Source organism: Shimia sediminis (genome assembly GCF_003990645.1).
Taxonomy (GTDB): domain Bacteria; phylum Pseudomonadota; class Alphaproteobacteria; order Rhodobacterales; family Rhodobacteraceae; genus Shimia; species Shimia sediminis.
This window is the reverse complement of record NZ_RYZK01000014.1, coordinates 1-17530: the sequence shown is the minus strand read 5'-3', so window position 1 is coordinate 17530 and position 17530 is coordinate 1. Positions and strand designations below refer to the sequence as shown.

General features: G+C 61.6%; 17 protein-coding genes, 1 pseudogene and 1 other annotated feature. Of the genes and pseudogenes, 9 read left to right on the top strand and 9 right to left on the bottom strand.

What is annotated here, in order from left to right; genetic code table 11:
• Window positions 1-9: 9 nt before the first annotated feature.
• Complete coding sequence (locus tag EK369_RS19645; RefSeq protein ID WP_127115977.1) at window positions 10-702, top strand: glutathione S-transferase N-terminal domain-containing protein; 693 nt, start codon at window positions 10-12, stop codon at window positions 700-702.
• A 12-nt stretch (window positions 703-714) separates the two neighbouring features.
• On the opposite strand, the gene EK369_RS19640 is transcribed toward EK369_RS19645, so the two are convergent.
• The 5 genes from EK369_RS19640 to EK369_RS19620 form a co-directional block, all read right to left on the bottom strand.
• A complete protein-coding gene (locus EK369_RS19640) occupies window positions 715-1320 on the bottom strand; it encodes an inner membrane-spanning protein YciB (RefSeq protein WP_127115976.1) in 606 nt (201 codons plus the stop codon).
• A gap of 36 nt (window positions 1321-1356) precedes the next feature.
• Window positions 1357-2259 carry an EamA family transporter gene (locus tag EK369_RS19635; RefSeq protein WP_127115975.1) on the bottom strand — a complete coding sequence of 301 codons (903 nt, stop codon included), beginning with the start codon at window positions 2257-2259 and terminating at the stop codon, window positions 1357-1359.
• 30 nt (window positions 2260-2289) lie between these two features.
• Window positions 2290-3456, bottom strand: coding sequence for a signal recognition particle-docking protein FtsY (ftsY, locus tag EK369_RS19630; protein WP_127115974.1), 1167 nt, complete (start codon window positions 3454-3456; stop codon window positions 2290-2292).
• Window positions 3457-3496: 40 nt separating this feature from the next.
• Window positions 3497-4177 (bottom strand): lysoplasmalogenase, encoded by a 681-nt coding sequence (locus EK369_RS19625; RefSeq protein ID WP_127115973.1) that lies wholly within the window; start codon window positions 4175-4177, stop codon window positions 3497-3499.
• An 85-nt stretch (window positions 4178-4262) separates the two neighbouring features.
• Window positions 4263-5951: an NAD(P)H-dependent oxidoreductase subunit E gene (locus tag EK369_RS19620; protein ID WP_127115972.1), complete on the bottom strand. Its 1689-nt coding sequence runs from the start codon at window positions 5949-5951 to the stop codon at window positions 4263-4265.
• 183 nt (window positions 5952-6134) lie between these two features.
• Between EK369_RS19620 and EK369_RS19615 the strand changes: the two genes are divergently transcribed.
• Window positions 6135-7169, top strand: coding sequence for an alkane 1-monooxygenase (locus tag EK369_RS19615; RefSeq protein WP_127115971.1), 1035 nt, complete (start codon window positions 6135-6137; stop codon window positions 7167-7169).
• Between the two features lie 38 nt (window positions 7170-7207).
• A complete protein-coding gene (locus tag EK369_RS19610) occupies window positions 7208-7597 on the top strand; it encodes a hypothetical protein (protein ID WP_127115970.1) in 390 nt (129 codons plus the stop codon).
• Window positions 7598-7716: 119 nt separating this feature from the next.
• On the opposite strand, the gene xseA is transcribed toward EK369_RS19610, so the two are convergent.
• Window positions 7717-9201, bottom strand: a complete 1485-nt coding sequence (xseA, locus tag EK369_RS19605; protein WP_127115969.1) for an exodeoxyribonuclease VII large subunit — start codon at window positions 9199-9201, stop codon at window positions 7717-7719.
• A 77-nt stretch (window positions 9202-9278) separates the two neighbouring features.
• Between xseA and purD the strand changes: the two genes are divergently transcribed.
• The 3 genes from purD to EK369_RS19590 all read left to right on the top strand — a co-directional run bounded on the left by purD (window position 9279) and on the right by EK369_RS19590 (window position 12944).
• A complete protein-coding gene (gene purD / locus EK369_RS19600; RefSeq protein WP_127115968.1) occupies window positions 9279-10541 on the top strand; it encodes a phosphoribosylamine--glycine ligase in 1263 nt (420 codons plus the stop codon).
• A 35-nt stretch (window positions 10542-10576) separates the two neighbouring features.
• Complete coding sequence (locus tag EK369_RS19595; protein WP_127115967.1) at window positions 10577-11131, top strand: hypothetical protein; 555 nt, start codon at window positions 10577-10579, stop codon at window positions 11129-11131.
• A 220-nt stretch (window positions 11132-11351) separates the two neighbouring features.
• Window positions 11352-12944, top strand: coding sequence for a COG3904 family protein (locus EK369_RS19590; protein ID WP_127115966.1), 1593 nt, complete (start codon window positions 11352-11354; stop codon window positions 12942-12944).
• Here EK369_RS19590 and EK369_RS19585 read toward each other — a convergent pair.
• Both EK369_RS19585 and EK369_RS19580 read right to left on the bottom strand, forming a co-directional pair.
• A complete protein-coding gene (locus tag EK369_RS19585) occupies window positions 12938-13717 on the bottom strand; it encodes an FG-GAP repeat domain-containing protein (protein ID WP_235871495.1) in 780 nt (259 codons plus the stop codon). The genes EK369_RS19590 and EK369_RS19585 overlap by 7 nt on opposite strands.
• Window positions 13717-14040, bottom strand: coding sequence for a 2Fe-2S iron-sulfur cluster-binding protein (locus tag EK369_RS19580; RefSeq protein WP_127115965.1), 324 nt, complete (start codon window positions 14038-14040; stop codon window positions 13717-13719). Before EK369_RS19580 ends, EK369_RS19585 begins: the two co-directional genes overlap by 1 nt.
• A 124-nt stretch (window positions 14041-14164) precedes the next feature.
• Here EK369_RS19580 and EK369_RS19575 point away from each other — a divergent pair, with 124 nt between their 5' ends.
• The 3 genes from EK369_RS19575 (at window position 14165) to EK369_RS19565 (ending at window position 16012) form a co-directional block, all read left to right on the top strand.
• Entirely contained in the window at window positions 14165-14536 is a 372-nt protein-coding gene (locus tag EK369_RS19575; RefSeq protein ID WP_127115964.1) for an OB-fold nucleic acid binding domain-containing protein, read from the top strand.
• Window positions 14537-14598: 62 nt separating this feature from the next.
• A complete protein-coding gene (locus EK369_RS19570) occupies window positions 14599-15153 on the top strand; it encodes a peptidoglycan-binding domain-containing protein (protein ID WP_127115963.1) in 555 nt (184 codons plus the stop codon).
• 82 nt (window positions 15154-15235) lie between these two features.
• The gene (locus tag EK369_RS19565) at window positions 15236-16012 is read left to right on the top strand and encodes a sulfotransferase family protein (RefSeq protein WP_127115962.1); all 777 of its coding nucleotides are present in this window, start codon (window positions 15236-15238) and stop codon (window positions 16010-16012) included.
• Window positions 16013-16122: 110 nt separating this feature from the next.
• On the opposite strand, the pseudogene EK369_RS19560 reads toward EK369_RS19565, so the two are convergent.
• Window positions 16123-17344: pseudogene (locus EK369_RS19560) on the bottom strand (IS3 family transposase).
• Window positions 16947-17063 (bottom strand) — a sequence feature (AL1L pseudoknot). Its footprint overlaps the pseudogene before it by 117 nt.
• Window positions 17345-17530: the final 186 nt, after the last annotated feature.

The following is a 17530-nucleotide window of genomic DNA, read 5'->3' as shown; positions in this document are numbered from 1 at the left end:
GACGCGCATATGATCGATCTCTATTTCTGGCCCACCCCAAACGGTTGGAAAATCTCCATCGCCCTGGAAGAGATGGACCTGCCCTATACCACCCACCTCATCAACATCGGCGCCGGGGATCAGTTTGACCCCGACTTCCTCAGGATCGCGCCCAACAACCGGATGCCCGCCATCGTCGATCCCGACGGCCCCGAGGGCGCGCCGATCTCGATCTTTGAAAGCGGCGCCATTCTGCAATACCTCGCCCGCAAGACCGGCCAGTTCTACGGCACGAACGAACGCGAGCGTGTCGCCGTGGAACAATGGCTGATGTGGCAGATGGGCGGGCTGGGCCCCATGGCCGGTCAGGCGCATCATTTCCTCAAATATGCCCCCGCCATGGATCCGCCCAACGACCTGCCCTATGCCAAAGACCGCTACCGGAACGAGGTCGCACGTATTTACGGCGTGCTCGACCGGCAGCTGGCCGACAACGAATTTGTGGCCGGGGACTTTTACTCCATCGCCGACATGTCGATCTGGGGCTGGGCGTCGCTCTGGGAAGGTCAGCAACAAACGCTGGACGACAAACCCAACCTCGCGCGCTGGCTCGACAGGATGGGTGACCGCCCCGCCGTACAACGGGGCCGCGCGTTATTCGCCGAGAAACGCGGTGATTTCCGCAAGGAAAAGGGGTCGCACGACGTGCTGTTCAAACGCTAGGAATGAGGGGCTTTAGCCTTCTTCCTCTTCCAGGGCATATTTCTGAAACAACCCGCTTTGCAGCATCAGATAGACAAACAGGACAGCCGGGAACCCAAAGGTTTCGATCTTGACCCAGGCCTCTTCCGACATGGTGCGCCAGACAAATTCATTGGCAGCTGCCAACAGCAGGAACAGCACAAACAGGCGGCGCGTCAGGATCATCCAGCCTTCTTCGGTCATCGGGATCAATTCCCCCATGACATAGGCAAGATAGGATTTGCCCTGCAACAGGCCGATACCCAAGAGACCGGAGAACACTCCGTAGACGATGCTGGTCTTCATCTTGAAGAACCGTTCGTCGTTGAACCACGCCGTCAGCCCGCCGAAAAAGATCACCATGAAGGCGGTAAAGACCTGCATGCGGCTAAGGTGCCCGGTCAGATGCCACAGGATCGCCATGGCCACCAACAGGATCGGAATGAACACCACGGCAGACACGATGAAACCGCTGTACTCGGTGCCGCCAAAGACAAACATGTCATCCTTGATCCGCAGGTAAATCACGAAAAACGCGATCGTCGGTCCCAGCTCGAGAACCGTCTTGATCATTCCGTTGATTTTTTTCTTCTCAGCCATGGCCTACCTGCTTGCATTTGGCCCTCTGTGCCGCAATCACCCGCCCAATTCAACCAGCACGGCTCCGGCAGCGATGAGTGTCATCAAAATGATACGCCTTGGCCCCACGGTTTCGCGCAGCACCAGCACCCCGATGAGTGCGGCAAACACCGGAGAGGTTTCACGCATCACAGCCGCCTCCCCGACCTTACCCAGCCGCGTTGCCAGCATCACGGACCCGAAACTGCCCCAGGCCACAAAAGCCCCCGCAAGGCCCCGCACAAACAGCGGCCTTAGGGGCGGGCGATAGGCCATGTTTTTCCAGCGCAGCGCCGCGATGATCGGAAAGTCCAGCGAGCTTAGGAAAAAGAACCACATCAGAAAGGTAAAGGGATCAGGCGTCGCGCGAATGCCATAGGCGTCATAGGTCGTGTAGACGGCCACAAGCGCGCCGGTTCCAACCGCAAGCCACAAGGCCGGGACCAGCGTGTCGCGCCCCGTTTCGATGTGAATGAGGTTATAAGCCGCCAAGCCAAAAATGCCGCTCACCAGGACGGCCACGCCCACCCACTGCAACGGCGCAAAGCTTTCGCCAAAGATGATCCAGGCCCCGAACACCGTGAACAGGGGGCCGGTGCCCCGCACAACCGGGTAGACCACCGTATAGGCGCCCCGCACATAGGCCAGCGCCTGCCCCAGTTTGTAGACAAAGTGGATGACCATCGCCCCCAGCAGGATCAGCCAGACGTGACCCTCAGGCCAGGGGACCAGAAACAGCGCCACCGGGGCAGAGATCACTACCAGCGCAAAGTCGATCGCGCCCCGAGACAGCCACGGATCATGCCGCCCCTTTTGCAGCGCGCCGAACACCGCATGCAGAAACGCCGCGATCAGGGCAAGGATCAGGGCAACCTGTTCGCCACTTGGCGTGCCTTCGAGCGTGGTGATCCAGCTGCTCACCCGTCACACCAAACGGTGCGCAGTGCCCGGTTATTCGACATGCAGCCCCGTCAGGGCGGCGGCAAATTCTTCGGGATCAAACGGCGCCAGATCGTCGATCTTTTCGCCGACACCAATGGCGTGGATCGGCAGGCCGAATTTGTCCGCCAATGCGACCAGAACCCCGCCCTTGGCTGTGCCATCCAGCTTGGTCATCACCAACCCCGAAACATCCGACAACTTCTGGAAGGTCTCAACCTGGTTCAGCGCATTTTGCCCCGTGGTCGCATCCAGCACCAACAGCGTGTTATGCGGCGCGTTCTCATCCTTTTTGCGGATCACCCGCACGATCTTGGCAAGTTCCTCCATCAGGTCCGCGCGATTCTGCAAACGCCCGGCCGTGTCGATCATCAAGAGGTCCGCGCCCTCTTCCTGAGCCTTTGTCATGGCGTCAAAGGCGAGGCTCGCCGGGTCCGAACCTTCGGGCGCTGTCAGCACGGGCACGCCCGCGCGCTCGCCCCAGACCTGCAACTGCTCAACAGCAGCGGCGCGGAACGTATCCCCGGCAGCAATCACCACCTTCTTGCCCGCTGCGCGAAACTGGCTGGCCAGCTTGCCAATCGTCGTCGTCTTGCCCGAGCCGTTCACCCCAACAACCAGCACCACCTGCGGCGTTGTAGGATAAAGCGGCAGAGGCTTGGCCACCGGCTCCATGATCCGGGCGATCTCATTTGCCAGAAGCTGTTTGATCTCTTCGGTCGACAGGCGTTTGCCAAAGCGTCCCTCGGCAATGTTCGCCGTCACGCGCATCGCGGTGTCGACCCCCATGTCCGAGGTAATCAGCAGCTCTTCCAACTGCTCCAGCATGTCGTCGTCCAACACACGCTTGACCACAGGCTTGCCAGCCGCGCGCCCTGTCAACCGTGCCAGCAATCCCGGTTTGGAGGCCGGTTGCGGTGCAGGTGCAGGCGCGGGTTCAGGTTTGGGTGCGGGGACCGGATCGGGTGTCGGCGCTGGCTCTGGGGCGGGTGCGGGCTCCGGCTCGGGTGCAAGCTCTGGCTCTGCCACAGGCTCCGGAGCGGGTTCTGGCGCGACCTCAGCGGCAGTTTCCTCGGCGGCAACTTCTTCGCCCCCTTCCTCGACAATGGCGTCCAGCCCCTCTTCGAGCTTCGAAGAAGATTTGAACAGCCTGTCCTTGAGTTTGGAAAAAAACGCCATGAGGGCCTCCGGAAATCATCTTCCCCCAAGTAATCCGCGTTCAGGGGAAATGGAAGAGCGGTGTTGACCAACCGGCTCCGGCCAGGATCGCAAATTGCCCGCCAACGTAAAGCATCCATAGCGCAACCGACGCCGGAACCTGCCAGCGCGAGCTTTCGGACATGCGGAACAACTGGATCGACAGGATCGTATCCGAGGCCAAAAAGGCAAAGGCCCCCACCATGGCAAGTTGCATGCCCGAAAGGCCAAGAGCCGTCATGCCCATCAGGGAAATCAGGATCACATAGACCCGCACGGGCCAGCGCATTGTGCCCGTGTGCGGGGTCAGCCACACTTCGGTCGAGGCGGCAAAGATCATCACCAGCAACAGACCCAAAGATATGTGAAGCCCCCCAGCCAGCCCCCAGAAGTGAATGACATAGAGAACATGAGCCAGGGCAAAGCTGATCAGCCCTGCCAGAAAGGACCGTTCCCCATCCCGTGACAGCGCAATGTCACCGATGGCAGACAGGATCAGGGCCCCGACGACCAGAGGGTGCGCAAAGGTCAGTAAACCCGCCAGGGCAAAGCTCAGCAATGGTACGGATTTCACGAGCGTCTTGGCCACCGAAGGGCCGCGATAACAGTAGATCAATGCGTAAATTACCGCAGCCGCCAACCCGACCAGCAACAGGGCAAATCGAAAAGACTGGCGCAGCGCAATTTCTTCAAGGACAGTCATCAGCTTACTCGCAATGGCCTGACGGCATTAAGCCACAAGCCGCGCGCCTTGTCGCCCCTGCCCCAACGGAAATTCTCGCGCTGTGTTAAATCTCGTCCGCAAAGTGCTTGATGGTCAGCCGGATCGGGTTTGGTGCAGCCTGACCCAGACCGCAGATCGAGGCATCCACCATGGTCTGGCTCAGCTCTTCCAAGAGATCCTTGTCCCAGGTGTCAGCCTGCATCAGCTTCACAGCTTTTTCACAGCCCACCCGACACGGCGTACATTGCCCGCAGCTTTCGTCTTCAAAGAAGCGCAGCATGTTCAGCGCCGCATCCCGAGCGCTGTCCTGATCGGACAGCACCACAACGGCGGCAGAGCCGATAAAGGTGCCATGCGGCTGCAACATGTCGAAATCCAGCGGAATGTCATTCATGCTGGCAGGCAACAGCCCCGACGACGGGCCGCCGGGCTGATAAGCTTTGAACGACTGCCCGTCCAGCATCCCGCCCGCCGCTTCAATCACATCCATGATGGTCGATCCCGCGGGCAGCAGATGTACGCCGGGGGTTTTCACACGCCCCGAAACCGAGAACGACCGCAGGCCCTTGCGCCCGTTCTTTTCAACCGAATTCAGAACCTCCGGCCCTTCCCGGCAGATACGTGCGATCCAATAGAGCGTCTCAACATTATGCACCAAGGTCGGCTGACCAAAGATACCCACCTGCGCCACAAAGGGGGGGCGGTGGCGCGGCTCGCCGCGTTTGCCTTCGATCGATTCGATCATCGCGCTTTCTTCGCCGCAGATATAAGCCCCGGCCCCACGGCGCAGGTCGATATAGCCCGGCGCGACAACGCCAGCTGCTTCCAGTGCCGCAATCTCACGACGCAGGATTTCCAGCACCGCAGGGTATTCGTCGCGCATGTAGATAAAGGCCTTGTCCGCCTCGACCGCCCAGGCGGCGATCAGCATACCTTCGAGGAAGATATGCGGCGTGCGCTCGAGATAGTAGCGGTCCTTAAACGTGCCCGGCTCGCCCTCATCCCCATTGACAGCAATGTAACGCGGGCCTGCGTTGGCGCGCACAAAGCCCCACTTGGTGCCCGAGGGGAACCCCGCACCACCAAGACCGCGCAAGCCGGCCTCTTTCACCTGCGCCTGAACGGCCTCCCAATCGCCGCCATCGCGCAGCGCTTGCAATTCGGCATAGCCACCCTTGGCCGCGTAAGCTGCGTAGTCTTCATACGCGGGCACATGGGCGTGAGTATCCCCCGCCGCAATCGCGGCGGTCACCTTTTCGGGCGTCGCGTGATCGATGTGGTTATGGCCCAGCTCCAGCACCGGCGCCGTGTCGCAACGTCCCATGCAGGGTGCACGCACAACGCGCACCTCGGCCGGGTCCAGCCCGTCTTCCAGCGCCTTTTGCAGCTGTTCGGCACCTGCCAACTCGCAGGACAGGGAATCACACACCCGGATGGTCAGTGCAGGCGGCGGGGTTTCACCCTCTTTCACAACGTCGAAATGCGCGTAGAAGCTGGCGACCTCATAGATCTCGGCCTGTCCTGTACGCATTTCCTCAGCCAGAGCGCGAATATGGGCGGCCGACAGATGCCCATAGGCATCCTGAATCAAGTGCAGAAACTCGATCAAAAGGTCACGATTGCGGGGACGCTCTCCCAACAGGGCAAGCACGTCGGCGTGGGCTGTATCGTCCAGCTGCCGCCCTTTGGGCGTCTTGCGCCCTTTGCCTTTGCCGGATTTCCAAATGCCTTTTTTGGACTCGTCCAGTGCCATGTCGGTTCCCCGTTTCCTGAAAGTTGGCGACAACCTAGCGTCGGTCACGGCAAAAGAGCGAGCCAAAAACGACACCCGCCCGCCCATATGCGTTGAGATTGCATGGTAAAGAGGGGACAAGGTTTTCAATTGCGCCACATGAGGTACTATCGGCGGGCACCTCTGTGTCGGAAAGTTCGCCCCATGATCTGGTTCACCATTGCGACCGTTACGCCCGTGCTCCTGCTTGCGCTTGCCGCAATGGCGGGGGGGCTTTGGTGCCTGCTCGCCGTGGTCTACATGACCTGTTTCGTCTACATCCTGGATCGCCTTGTGGCCGGGGCCGCGTCGCGCAAGCGCGCGGACGGAGAGTTTCCGGCAGGCGAAGAGCTGGCGCTGTTTCTGGGCGGCGTGCACTTTGTACTGCTGGGGCTGGCGGTTGCCGCAATCGGAGGTGCCACAGGCTTTTCCCTGGCCGAGCAGCTTGCCTGTTTGATTGCTTTTGGACTGTTCTTTGGCCAGGTCAGCAATGCCAACGCCCACGAGTTGATCCACAAACAGGCCCGATGGCCCCGGCGGCTGGGCAAGGCTGTCTATATCTCGCTGTTGTTTGGCCATCATGCCTCGGCCCACACGCGTGTGCATCATGTCTGGGCGGCCAGCGCCATGGACCCCAACAGCCCTGCCGCGCGGCAAAGCTTTTACCGGTTCTGGCCGCGGGCCTGGGCTGGGTCCTTTGTCAAAGGGTTGCGGGCGGAAAACGCGTTGCGCGCGCGCCGTGGCAAAACCCTGTCCTTTTGGTCGCATCCTTACCTGCACTATGTAGGGGGCGGCATTGTCACCGTGTCTCTTGCGGCGTTGATGTTTGGTGCAGGCGGCGTTGTCGCGCTGCTGCTTGTGACCAGCTACGCGCAGGTGCAGCTGCTGCTGTCCGACTATGTGCAGCACTATGGGCTGTCCAGAAAACGCGGGGCGGATGGGCGGCTAGAGCCCGTGGGGCCGGAACACAGCTGGAACGCCAGGCATTTCTATTCCAGCGCCCTGATGCTGAATGCCCCGCGCCATTCGGACCACCACATGCACCCCTTGCGCACCTATCCGGCGCTGGACCTCGATCCGGCGACCATGCCGGTGCTGCCGTACTCGCTGCCTGTGATGGCTGTTCTCGCCCTTTGGCCAAGAATGTGGCGCCGGGTGATGGACCCCCGGGTGGCGGCTTTGCGCGCAGGGGCAGAATAGGGCTGGATCAAGAGCCGTTCTTTGGGCAGCATGGGCTCATGAAACATCTGGTTGTGTTTTTGGGCCTGATGGCCCAGCCCGCCCTGGGCGAAGCGCCCATGAGCGCCGCAGAGTTCGACAGCTATACCCAAGGTAAGACGCTGTATTACGGCAGTTTGGGCGAACGCTATGGGGTCGAGGAATACCTGCCTGATCGCCGCGTACGCTGGTCGTTTCTGGATGGCAAATGCAAGGATGGCTGGTGGTACGAGGACGCCGGACAGATTTGCTTTGTCTACGAAGATAACCCCGACCCGCAGTGCTGGAGCTTTTTCAAACGCGGCTTTGGGTTAAGTGCGCGGTTTGAAAATTCCCCTGATGCAACAGAGCTTTACGAGGTTGAAGGCGACGGGGAAATGCTGTGCCTCGGGCCTGATGTGGGCGTCTAAAGCGTTTTGCCCGTTTCCCTGACACGGTAATAACGCAAAAGGCTTTAGGGGCGCTGCCCCTCTTGGCCGCTGGGCGGCCAATTCACCCCGGAGTATTTCTGGCAAGATGAAGCCTGATGTCAAAACAGGCTGCCTTGGGTTGGAGGCTCTTTGGGGGGTGTGGTTTTGCGCGGGGCGGGTTTGCCCCCCGGGGTGAAGCGACCATCCGCAAACTCGATCTCGATCTCGGTTGCAGCCCTGGCCTGTTTGGTGCCGGTGACCACGGCGCCGTCACCGCGCACCACCGCATAGCCGCGTTTCAGAGTTGCCTGATACCCCAACGTCTCGCGCATGCGGTCAAGGTTGGCGAGGCGCTCTTTCTGAGTGTCGAGACGGCGGTCGCCGGCCTCTGTCATGCGGCGGATCAGGTCGTTCAGCTTGTCCTGTCGGCGCTTGTTCTCTTGCCGCAAGGCCTCGGGGCGCAACCGGTCGGTGCGCCGGCCCAGCGCTTCGCGCCTGCCGTCGATCATGCGTTGCAGGGTGCTGGCGCGCATGGAGCCGCTGACCTCGCTCAGGCGGACCTGACGATGTTGCACCCCTGCCCGCAAGGCGCGTGGCAGGGTTTCCGAGACGGTGTCCAGCCGTTGACGCGGGCTTTGCAGCAAGGCCTCGGCGCGCGGAAGTGCACGCGACAGGTCGCGCAGGCGCTGGTCGCGGCGGGACAGGCCGTCTGCCAGTGCGCGGGTCAGGCGCGCGCCCTGCTCTTCGGTCCAGCCAAGGAGATCGAGGCGGACGGGCACGGCCATTTCGGCGGCGGCGGTGGGGGTCGGGGCACGTTGGTCGGACACAAAGTCGATCAGCGTGGTGTCGGTTTCATGCCCCACGGCGGAAATCAGCGGGATGTCGGACGCCGCGGCAGCGCGGGCGACGATTTCTTCGTTGAAGCCCCAGAGGTCTTCGATACTGCCGCCGCCCCGCGCCACGATCAGCAAATCGGGGCGTGGCATGGCGCCGCCGGGGGTCATGTCGTTGAAACCCTTGATGGCATTGGCAACCTGCGGCGCGCATTGTTCGCCCTGCACGGCCACCGGCCAGATCAGCACCTTGCGCGGGAACCGGTCGCGCAGGCGGTGCAGGATATCGCGGATCACCGCGCCCGAGGGCGAGGTCACAACCCCAATGATTTCAGGCAGATAGGGCAGCGGCCTTTTGCGTTCAGGGTCAAACAGCCCCTCTGAGGCAAGCTGTTTCTTGCGTTTTTCCAGCATCGCCATCAGCGCGCCTTCGCCCGCGACGGCGACGTCATCGACGTTGATCTGATACTTGGATTGCGAGCCAAAGGTGGTGAGCTTGCCGGTGACAATCACCTCCATGCCTTCCTCGGGCATGATCGACAGGCGGCTGACCTGTCCCTTCCAGCTGACCGCCGCAATGACCGAGCGATCATCCTTGATGTCGAAATACAAGTGCCCCGAGCGCGCCAGCATCACCCGGCCCACTTCGCCACGTACACGCACGCGGCCAAAGGCACCTTCGATGGTGCGTTTCAGGGCGCCGGAGATCTCGGAAACGCTGAATTCCGGGGCGTTTTCGCCTTCAATGGGGCTATCGATAAGGTCGGACATTTGGCCTCGCTTGTGGAACGGGTCGCGACAGCTTAGAACGCCCGTGACAGAAGGCCAAGCAGAAGGACAGAGCCGCCATGAATATCCTCATCCTCGGCAGCGGTGGGCGTGAGCACGCATTGGCCTGGGCGGTCATGCAGAACCCCAAGTGTGACAAGCTGATCGTGGCACCGGGCAATGCCGGGATCGAGATGATCGCGGATTGCGCCAGGATCGACATCGAGGACGGCGGCGTGGTCTGCAACTTTGTCGAAGAGAACGCGATTGATTTCGTGATCGTCGGCCCCGAAGCTCCTCTGGCGGCAGGGGTCGCGGACCGGCTGCGCGAAGCGGGCGTGTTGGTTTTCGGCCCCTCGGCAGAGGCAGCCAAACTGGAGGCCAGCAAGAGTTTCACCAAGGAAATCTGTGACTTAGCAGGTGCACCCACCGCCGGGTACGGCCATTTCACCGACGCAGAGGCCGCCAAATCCTACATCCGCGAACAGGGCGCGCCCATCGTGGTCAAGGCCGACGGGCTGGCTGCGGGCAAGGGTGTGATCGTGGCGATGGACGAGCAGACCGCGCTGGAGGCGATCGACGATATGTTCGGCGGGGCCTTTGGGGGCGCGGGCGCGGAAGTGGTCATCGAAGAGTTCATGGAAGGCGAGGAAGCGTCGTTCTTTATCCTCTGTGACGGCAAGACGGCGCTGCCGATTGGCACCGCGCAGGACCACAAACGGGTGGGCGAAGGCGACACCGGGTTGAACACCGGAGGCATGGGCGCCTATTCCCCGGCGCCGGTGCTGACGGATGAGATTGCCCAGAAGGCGATGGATGAGATCATCCAGCCGACGATGGAACAAATGGCGAAAAAAGGCACGCCTTATCAAGGGGTTCTCTATGCAGGGCTGATGATCAAGGACGGTCAGCCCCGGCTGGTCGAGTACAACGTGCGGTTTGGCGATCCAGAGTGCCAGGTGCTGATGATGCGGCTGGGCGCGCAGGCCATGGACCTGATGCATGCAGCAGCCGAAGAGCGGCTGCACGAGGCGCAGGTAAACTGGGCGGATGACCACGCGATCACCGTGGTGATGGCGGCAAACGGCTATCCCGGCTCTTATGAAAAAGGCAGCGTGATCAAAGGCTTGGACACTCTCCCCGAGGACAGCAAGAACATGGTGTTCCACGCGGGCACCACCGCGGCGGACGGCGCGATCACGGCGACTGGAGGGCGTGTTCTGAACGTCACCGCGCGCGGGGCGACGCTGCAGGAAGCGCGGGATCGGGCCTATGCGATGGTGGATCAGATCGACTGGCCCGAAGGTTTCCACCGCCGTGACATCGGCTGGCGCGCCCTTTGAGCGCAGGCCGCGAATTCCTTATTCGGCCCGCGCCAATGCGCGGGCAGCTGACCTATTGCGTGACCCCGGAAGCCATTGAATGCAAAGGGGAAAACGGCTGGGTCCTGGCTTTGCAGCAGCTACAGGCAGCGCAGTTCGTGCAGCACCGGATTGGGGATCAGCTGATGTGGCGGCTGGATCTGGATGACGGGGTTGCACCGCAGCGGATTGCCACGTCCTTTCCCCATTCGTCGCGCAGTGACAGCGAGGATTGCGCCGCTTTTATCGAATTATCCCAACATCTTAGCACGTCCCTATCACGGCTGAATCCGGACTTTCGCATCGGCTATGGCGAGCATGGCAAAGCCCGGTTGGTGCTGTTTGCCATCGGCGTTGTGGCAACCCTTGTGGGGGTTGGCCTGCTGATTGCGGCGCTGTTGACCGGGGTCAGCGGTGAGCGGCTGATGGGCGGAGGTATCGCCATGGGGGTACTGGTGATTTTTGGTCTGGTGCTGGCGCGGGGATACAGCCCCTGGCGCAAGCCGATCCCGGTGGATGTGGCGCGATTTCCGAAAATCCTGGCCTATCTTGGCGGGCGTGATCCGGGCTGAGCCAAACGTTAAAATCCGGTTAAATGACCAAGTTGTACACCTTTTCTGGGGGTGACTCTCCATTTTGTACAACATTTTTCGGGGTCCCTGACCAAGTTGTACAAAATGGGTGTTACGGTAACAGATGCCCAAAATTTAGGCATTTGCCGCAGATCAGCCGCGACTTGCAAGACTGAGCCTGGCGGCTAAGCTGACCTGACCGAATTGGGGAGGACAGAGGATGCGCGTGCGGGACATCATGAGGGGCTTGGGTGTTGCGATGGTCGCGGCGTTCGCGGCGCAGGCGGCCGAGTTCGAGGTGCTGGAGCGGTCGCCCTTTGCCGACGCACGTATCCGCGTTCTGGACCTGAACCCGATCTACACCAACGCGATTGGCGGCACCGGCGCAGGCGGGGAACATGAGACCGTGGCGAGCCTGCAGCAGCTGCAACAGGATTGGGGCTGGGTGTTCGAGGGCGGCCTGTCGAGCGACGGGGCGCACAGTTACGAAACCCTGCACATGCCCGCCGTCATCGGCAGCTTTCAGGCGGGGCGCGTGATCCAGGTTCGGGGTCAGATCGTCAAGGGCGATGCCGAGCGGCTGCGCGCGGTGATCCGGCAGCACAATCTGGTGAACTGCCTGTCACCGGGCTATTGCCCGTTCAGCCATGTGGTGAGCCTGGATTCTCCCGGTGGCAGTTTCACCGAGGCGCTGGAGCTGGCGGGCATCATCCGCGAGATGAACTATGTCACCGTGGTGGGCGACGGTGCGCGCTGCGAGAGCGCCTGTTCGCTGGCGTTCTTTGGCGGGTTCACGGATTACGAGGGGCGGTTTTTCCCGCGCCGTTTTGCCCATGTGAATGCGCGGCTGGGGGTGCACCAGCCGTCGATCACCCTGCCCGAGCGCGACTATAGCGCCAGCGAGGTGGGGCAAATTCTGGCGATCCTGTCGCAATCCACCAACGCCACCACGCAGTTTTTCCTGCGCTCGGGCGTGTCGATTGGCCTGATGGATGCGATGTACAGCACCGCGCCGGACACCATGCATTACCTGTCACCGGTCGAGATGGCGGGCGAGCATATTCTGGTGTTTGACCGGGCGCGGCGGCCCGGAGGGGGCCTGAAGGGGCGGCTTTTGGCAAGCCGGGCCTCGGCGTTGGCCTATTGCGGGCAGATGTTTCGCGCGGCCTATAAGGTGGACAGCGCGGACATCGTGCACAATCTTCAGGTTGACGGGCAGCGGTTCATCACCTTTGTGGCGGGGCGGAACTATGCCTGCATGGGGCAGCGCACAGGCGCCGGGACCTGGTCGGTGGATGTCTGCGACGACAGCCGCTGTGTGTTCGGAGATTATGGGCAGTATTACATCCTCGAGAAAGATCCGGGGCTGAAGTATTTCCGCCAGATGGAAGAGATCGCCGTGGGCATCGACAATGCGGAACTGGGTATTGCGATCAAGGATTTTGCCCATCGCGGGGCATTGCTGGCCTATGTTCGGGAATATGCGGCGGACAATGAGTACATGTTCAAGGACGTGGCGCTGAGTGCCGAACAGGTCGGCATTCCACCGGCCTATTGCGGGATGCTGGATGATGCCAACCCGGAACTGGTGCAGATCGTGCAGGGCAAACTGAACGATATGGGCATCAACGTCGGCAGGCCGGATGGCTCACCGGGGCCGAACACGCGCAAGGGGATTGCGGCGGGTCAGGAACGGCTGACGGGGAACCGCAACTCGGGCGGGCGGATCACGGTGGCCTTGCTGAGCGCGATGGGGGTTGGTCAGGAAGAGCAAGCGCGGTTTTTGTTTTGCGACCCGGCCTATGATCACTGACAGTTTAGTGCCCGCGTCAGGCTCTTTGGGCCCTTGAACGGGCCCGCATCGCGGCTGGTCAGGCCTGAGCCGTCGAGGGTGGTGACCATGACACGGGACCAGTCGCCGCTGGCGGTGACGATCTCGGGGCGGCCAGCACAGGTGCGGATGCCGCCGGAGATAAAATCTTCGCCAATGCGGTGGTTGGTCAGGCCGGATCTGTCCGCGACATGGGTCAGCGCGCCGTTGTCATAGCGCCAGACACGCAGGGTTCTGGCGAGGTGGGGGCGGTCGATATAGGCCAGTTCGATCTTGCCGTCACCGTCGAGATCATGCGCGCCAAGCGGGGCGAGCCAGCGGTTTGTGCGGCCAATAAAGGGGGTGGCGGTGATCTTGCCGGTGGCCCCGTAGATGGCCAGCGAGGCCCCAAGGCGGGCGTCGGATTCGACCACGATCACTTCTGCCGAGCCATCGCCGTCAAGGTCCGCCAGACGCGGTTCGAGGTCTTCGAAGACGCGGGTCTCCGGCAGGGTGATGGTCACGGTCTTTTTGCGCAGAAGGGCGCAGGCGGGGCATGTGTCGATGGTCAGCACAAGCGCGCCATATTCCACCGCATCCCCCAGGACGCCATGGGCATAGCGGGTGGTGGGCGCATTATAATGGGCCGAGAGGATGTCGGCGCTGGCCGCACCGCCAAGCGCCAGCAACACCGGCAACGCACGCGACAGCTGCCGCGCGCGGCGGATGGACCCGTGCCAGGGGCGCAACAGAAGACGCCGCGCCACCAAAAGCATCAGATCTGCTTTTCAGGCATCTGCACGATGAGACCGTCCAGCGCGTCGGTCACCTTGACCTGGCAGGTCAGGCGCGAGCGGGCGGGATCGGGCTCGTAGGCAAAGTCCAGCATGTCCTCTTCCATGTCATCCTTGGCGGGCAGCTTGTCGGCCCAGTCGGGATGCACATAGACGTGGCAGGTCGAGCAGGCGCAGGCGCCGCCACAGTCGGCCTCGATGCCGGGAATGTTGTTGTCACGGGCGCCTTCCATCACGGTCAACCCATTGGCGACGTCGACGGTGTGTTCGGTTCCGTTGTGTTCGACGTAGGTGATCTTTGCCATGTCTTCGCACTTTCCTTGAACGATTTTTCCCTAGGTAATGCTGCATGAACACTTTCGCCACCCCCTTTTGCGACCGGTCCGGTGTCACCTTGCGACAAAATGAAAATGTTCTATATTTGTTCCCATGTGGAATTCTGCCCTCACCCCTGCCCCCTATGATGCCTGGCCGCGCCCGCCCTCGGCCATCACCGCAACCCAGCTGGAGATCCCGCCCAACGGCGCGCGGGTCACCGTGGCGGGGCTGGTGATTCTGCGTCAGCGGCCTGGCACCGCCAAGGGGGTGATATTCCTGACACTTGAGGATGAGACCGGGGTGGTGAACGTGGTGGTCTGGCGCAAGATGTACGAACATTTCCGCCGCGCGGTGATCGCGGGCCGGCTGTTGCGCGTCACCGGACCAATCCAGCGCGAGAACAACGTGACCCACGTGATTGCCGAAAAGATCGAGGATATCTCGGAGATGCTGGATACACTGCTGGCCCCGGCGAACGCATAGGTCTTTTGGTAAAGCGCAAAACCGGGTAGAAGAGTGCAAAGTCCCGTCAGAGGCACCCGAGCATGTTGTTGTCCCACCCCCGGTTCTCTCAACTGGCCTGCGCCGTGGCGTTGATCGGCCTCGTGGCCTGTGATCCGGCGGATGTGGCGGCACCGGACCTGGCGGCGCTGACCGAACCGGACGTGGTGCGCAGCACTGCCGCCTCGGCCCCGCCGGGGGCGAAACCCGGCACCTGCTGGGGCCGCGAGGTCAGCCCGGCCGTGATCGAGACCGTGACCGAGCAGATCATCGTGCAACCCGCCGAGGTGATGGCCGATGGCACCGTGATCAGCCCCGCCGTCTATCGCAGCGAGACCCTGCAGCGCATCGTGGAAGAGCGCCGCGAAACCTGGTTCGAGACCCCCTGTGACGCGATCTGGACCGAAGAGTTCACGGCCTCGCTGCAGCGCGCCCTGAAGGCCCGCGGGCATTACTCGGGCGTCATAACCGGGGCGCTGGACAAACGCACCCGCGCCGCGATCCGCCGCTATCAGGCACCGCAGGGGCTGGACAGTTCGATCCTGTCGATGGAAGCCGCCCGCATGCTGGGCCTGATCGCGGTCGAGCGCGAAGAGTGAGGTCTTGGGCGGCTGGTGGTGTCAGATATGATGACCGGGTTTGGTGGGTGTGTCGGGGGTATGAGAAAAGGGGACTTGCGGCATGGCGCGACGCGTTACAGCGGTAAAAGACAGGATCTATCGCCAGATCGTGCGGGCCTATAAGGCGCGCACCCCGTTCTTTCGCCGTTTCCCGACACGCGCCAATATCGATGCGGTGGATTTTCGCACGCTGATCCACCGCGACATGCGCTGTGTTTACAGCCGCATTCCCAAGGCCGCCAATTCAACCGTCGTGGCCAGCCTGTTTGTCCCTGCAGAGCAGGCACTGGAGCGGGCCGTGGTAGAGCGGGTCAAGTTTGGCGACATACGCCCTTCGGATCTGAGCAAGGGTGAGGTTGCAGACATCTGCGAGGGGTATTTCAAGTTCACCGTGGTGCGGAACCCCTATACGCGGCTCTTGTCTGCGCACCGCGACAAGATTGCCCGCCCCAGCGCCACGAACGCGCGTTTCCGGGCGCTGCTTGGGGTGTCGGATGACCGGGAGGTGCCGCTGGATCAGTTTCTCGAGGCCCTTGCCGGGCGCAGGTTCCTGATGAGCGATGCCCATTGGATGCCGCAGCTGGATCTCATGGCCTTTCCGGTTGCGGCCTATGACATGATCGGCAGCGTTGAGACGCTGGACCGGGACCTTGCGGCGTTGCAGGGCCGGCTGGGCGTATCCGGTGCTCTGCGCGATTACGTGCCCCACAAGACCGGCAGTACAGACGCCCGCGGCGCGCTGACCCCGCAACAGGCTGCCGCGGTCCGGATGATCTATGCAAAGGACTTTGAGGGCCTGGGCTATGGGGAGGGTCTGGACGTCTTGGGACGTGCATAATTCCCACCAAGAGGTCGTCGGACAGCCGCCCGTATGCAAAGCTTTACTGCAAGCGGCCCCATGCGGTCCTTTGAACCGCTCCGTGCTTGCCGGAAGCTGATTAATATTAGTTACGCGGCCATGTCTGATCTTTCCAGAGCCGTATAGAAGTTTGCCTCGGCCTCTACTGGCGGTATGTTTCCGATGGGTTCCAGCAGGCGGCAGTTGTTGAACCAGTCCACCCATTCAAGCGTGGCGTATTCGACAGCATCAAAGCTACGCCATGGGCCACGGCGGTGAATGACTTCTGCTTTGAATAGGCCGTCGATCGTTTCGGCCAGGGCATAGTTGTAGCTGTCCTCCACGCTGCCAACTGACGGCTCTATTCGGGTCTCGGCCAAACGCTCCGCGTATCGGATAGACAGATATTGCGACCCGCGATTCGAATGATGCACTAAGCCATTCGCTTGCTCCCGTTGATGAACAGCTTGCTCCAGAGCATCCTGCACGAACCCAGCATGCGCCGACGTGCTGGCCCGCCAGCCAACGATCCGGCGAGCGAAGACATCGATAACGAATGCAACGTAGACAACCCCCTGCCAGGTCGCGACATAAGTAAAGTCACTCACCCACAGGACATTCGGCACAGGTGCCTTGAATTGACGGTTCACCTTGTCCAGCGGACACGGCTGGGACTTGTCCGGGATTGTCGTCCTCGGCTTCTTGCCTCGAATGACACCTTCAATCTCCATGTCCTTCATCAGCCGCGCCACCGTGCAGCGGGCGACATCGATGCCTTCCCGGGTATCTGGTTTCAGACCTTGCGAACGCCGTAGACCTTGTAGTTCTGTTCCCAGACCCGCTCGATCTCTGGCCGCACTGCCTTGTCGCGCTTTGCCCGATCCGACAACAAGTCAGGGTTCGCCCGTTTGGCCAGGTGATCGTAGAACGTGGATGGGTCAATCGGCAGGTGCTTGCAGATCGGCTCGACCCCGATGGCGCCACGGTGCTCTTCGACAAAGGCAATCATGTCCTGGACCGGCGGTCGTGCTCCGCTTGGGCAAAACATGCCGATACCTTGCGAAGGATCTCATTGACTTGCTTGAGCTCTTTAACCTCGCGCTCCAGCGCCTTCATCTTCTCGGCCATCTCGGTCGTGACGCCGCCACGTTGACCAGTAGCAACCTCAACCTTCTTGACCCACTCGTTGAGCGTTTGTGGCGCGCAGCCGATCTTCAATGAAATTGACAGGATCGCAGACCAGCGGCTCTCATGCTGCCCTAGATTGTCCAAAACCATGCGAACCGCACGCTCGCGCACTTCCGGGGAGTACTTTTTCGCCGCCTTGCTCATAATGCTCCATCCTACTCAAGAGTTGGAGCCTCCGGCAAACCCGGCGCGGTTCAACATGAACACCATGCCCAAAACGAACAAAGCCACCCTGAGGTGGCTTCTTGTTCGAGTGTAATGGTTGCGGGAGTAGGATTTGAACCTACGACCTTCAGGTTATGAGCCTGACGAGCTACCGGGCTGCTCCAT

What these genes read in the sequence shown, in the direction of transcription:
- EK369_RS19645 (WP_127115977.1), top strand. Translation starts at nt 10, where the DNA reads ATGATCGATCTCTATTTCTGGCCCACCCCAAACGGTTGGAAAATCTCC.
- EK369_RS19640 (WP_127115976.1), bottom strand. Translation starts at nt 1,320, where the DNA reads ATGGCTGAGAAGAAAAAAATCAACGGAATGATCAAGACGGTTCTCGAG.
- ftsY (WP_127115974.1), bottom strand. Translation starts at nt 3,456, where the DNA reads ATGGCGTTTTTTTCCAAACTCAAGGACAGGCTGTTCAAATCTTCTTCG.
- EK369_RS19625 (WP_127115973.1), bottom strand. Translation starts at nt 4,177, where the DNA reads ATGACTGTCCTTGAAGAAATTGCGCTGCGCCAGTCTTTTCGATTTGCC.
- EK369_RS19620 (WP_127115972.1), bottom strand. Translation starts at nt 5,951, where the DNA reads ATGGCACTGGACGAGTCCAAAAAAGGCATTTGGAAATCCGGCAAAGGC.
- EK369_RS19615 (WP_127115971.1), top strand. Translation starts at nt 6,135, where the DNA reads ATGATCTGGTTCACCATTGCGACCGTTACGCCCGTGCTCCTGCTTGCG.
- EK369_RS19610 (WP_127115970.1), top strand. Translation starts at nt 7,208, where the DNA reads ATGAAACATCTGGTTGTGTTTTTGGGCCTGATGGCCCAGCCCGCCCTG.
- xseA (WP_127115969.1), bottom strand. Translation starts at nt 9,201, where the DNA reads ATGTCCGACCTTATCGATAGCCCCATTGAAGGCGAAAACGCCCCGGAA.
- purD (WP_127115968.1), top strand. Translation starts at nt 9,279, where the DNA reads ATGAATATCCTCATCCTCGGCAGCGGTGGGCGTGAGCACGCATTGGCC.
- EK369_RS19595 (WP_127115967.1), top strand. Translation starts at nt 10,577, where the DNA reads ATGCGCGGGCAGCTGACCTATTGCGTGACCCCGGAAGCCATTGAATGC.
- EK369_RS19590 (WP_127115966.1), top strand. Translation starts at nt 11,352, where the DNA reads ATGCGCGTGCGGGACATCATGAGGGGCTTGGGTGTTGCGATGGTCGCG.
- EK369_RS19585 (WP_235871495.1), bottom strand. Translation starts at nt 13,717, where the DNA reads ATGCTTTTGGTGGCGCGGCGTCTTCTGTTGCGCCCCTGGCACGGGTCC.
- EK369_RS19580 (WP_127115965.1), bottom strand. Translation starts at nt 14,040, where the DNA reads ATGGCAAAGATCACCTACGTCGAACACAACGGAACCGAACACACCGTC.
- EK369_RS19575 (WP_127115964.1), top strand. Translation starts at nt 14,165, where the DNA reads ATGTGGAATTCTGCCCTCACCCCTGCCCCCTATGATGCCTGGCCGCGC.
- EK369_RS19570 (WP_127115963.1), top strand. Translation starts at nt 14,599, where the DNA reads ATGTTGTTGTCCCACCCCCGGTTCTCTCAACTGGCCTGCGCCGTGGCG.
- EK369_RS19565 (WP_127115962.1), top strand. Translation starts at nt 15,236, where the DNA reads ATGGCGCGACGCGTTACAGCGGTAAAAGACAGGATCTATCGCCAGATC.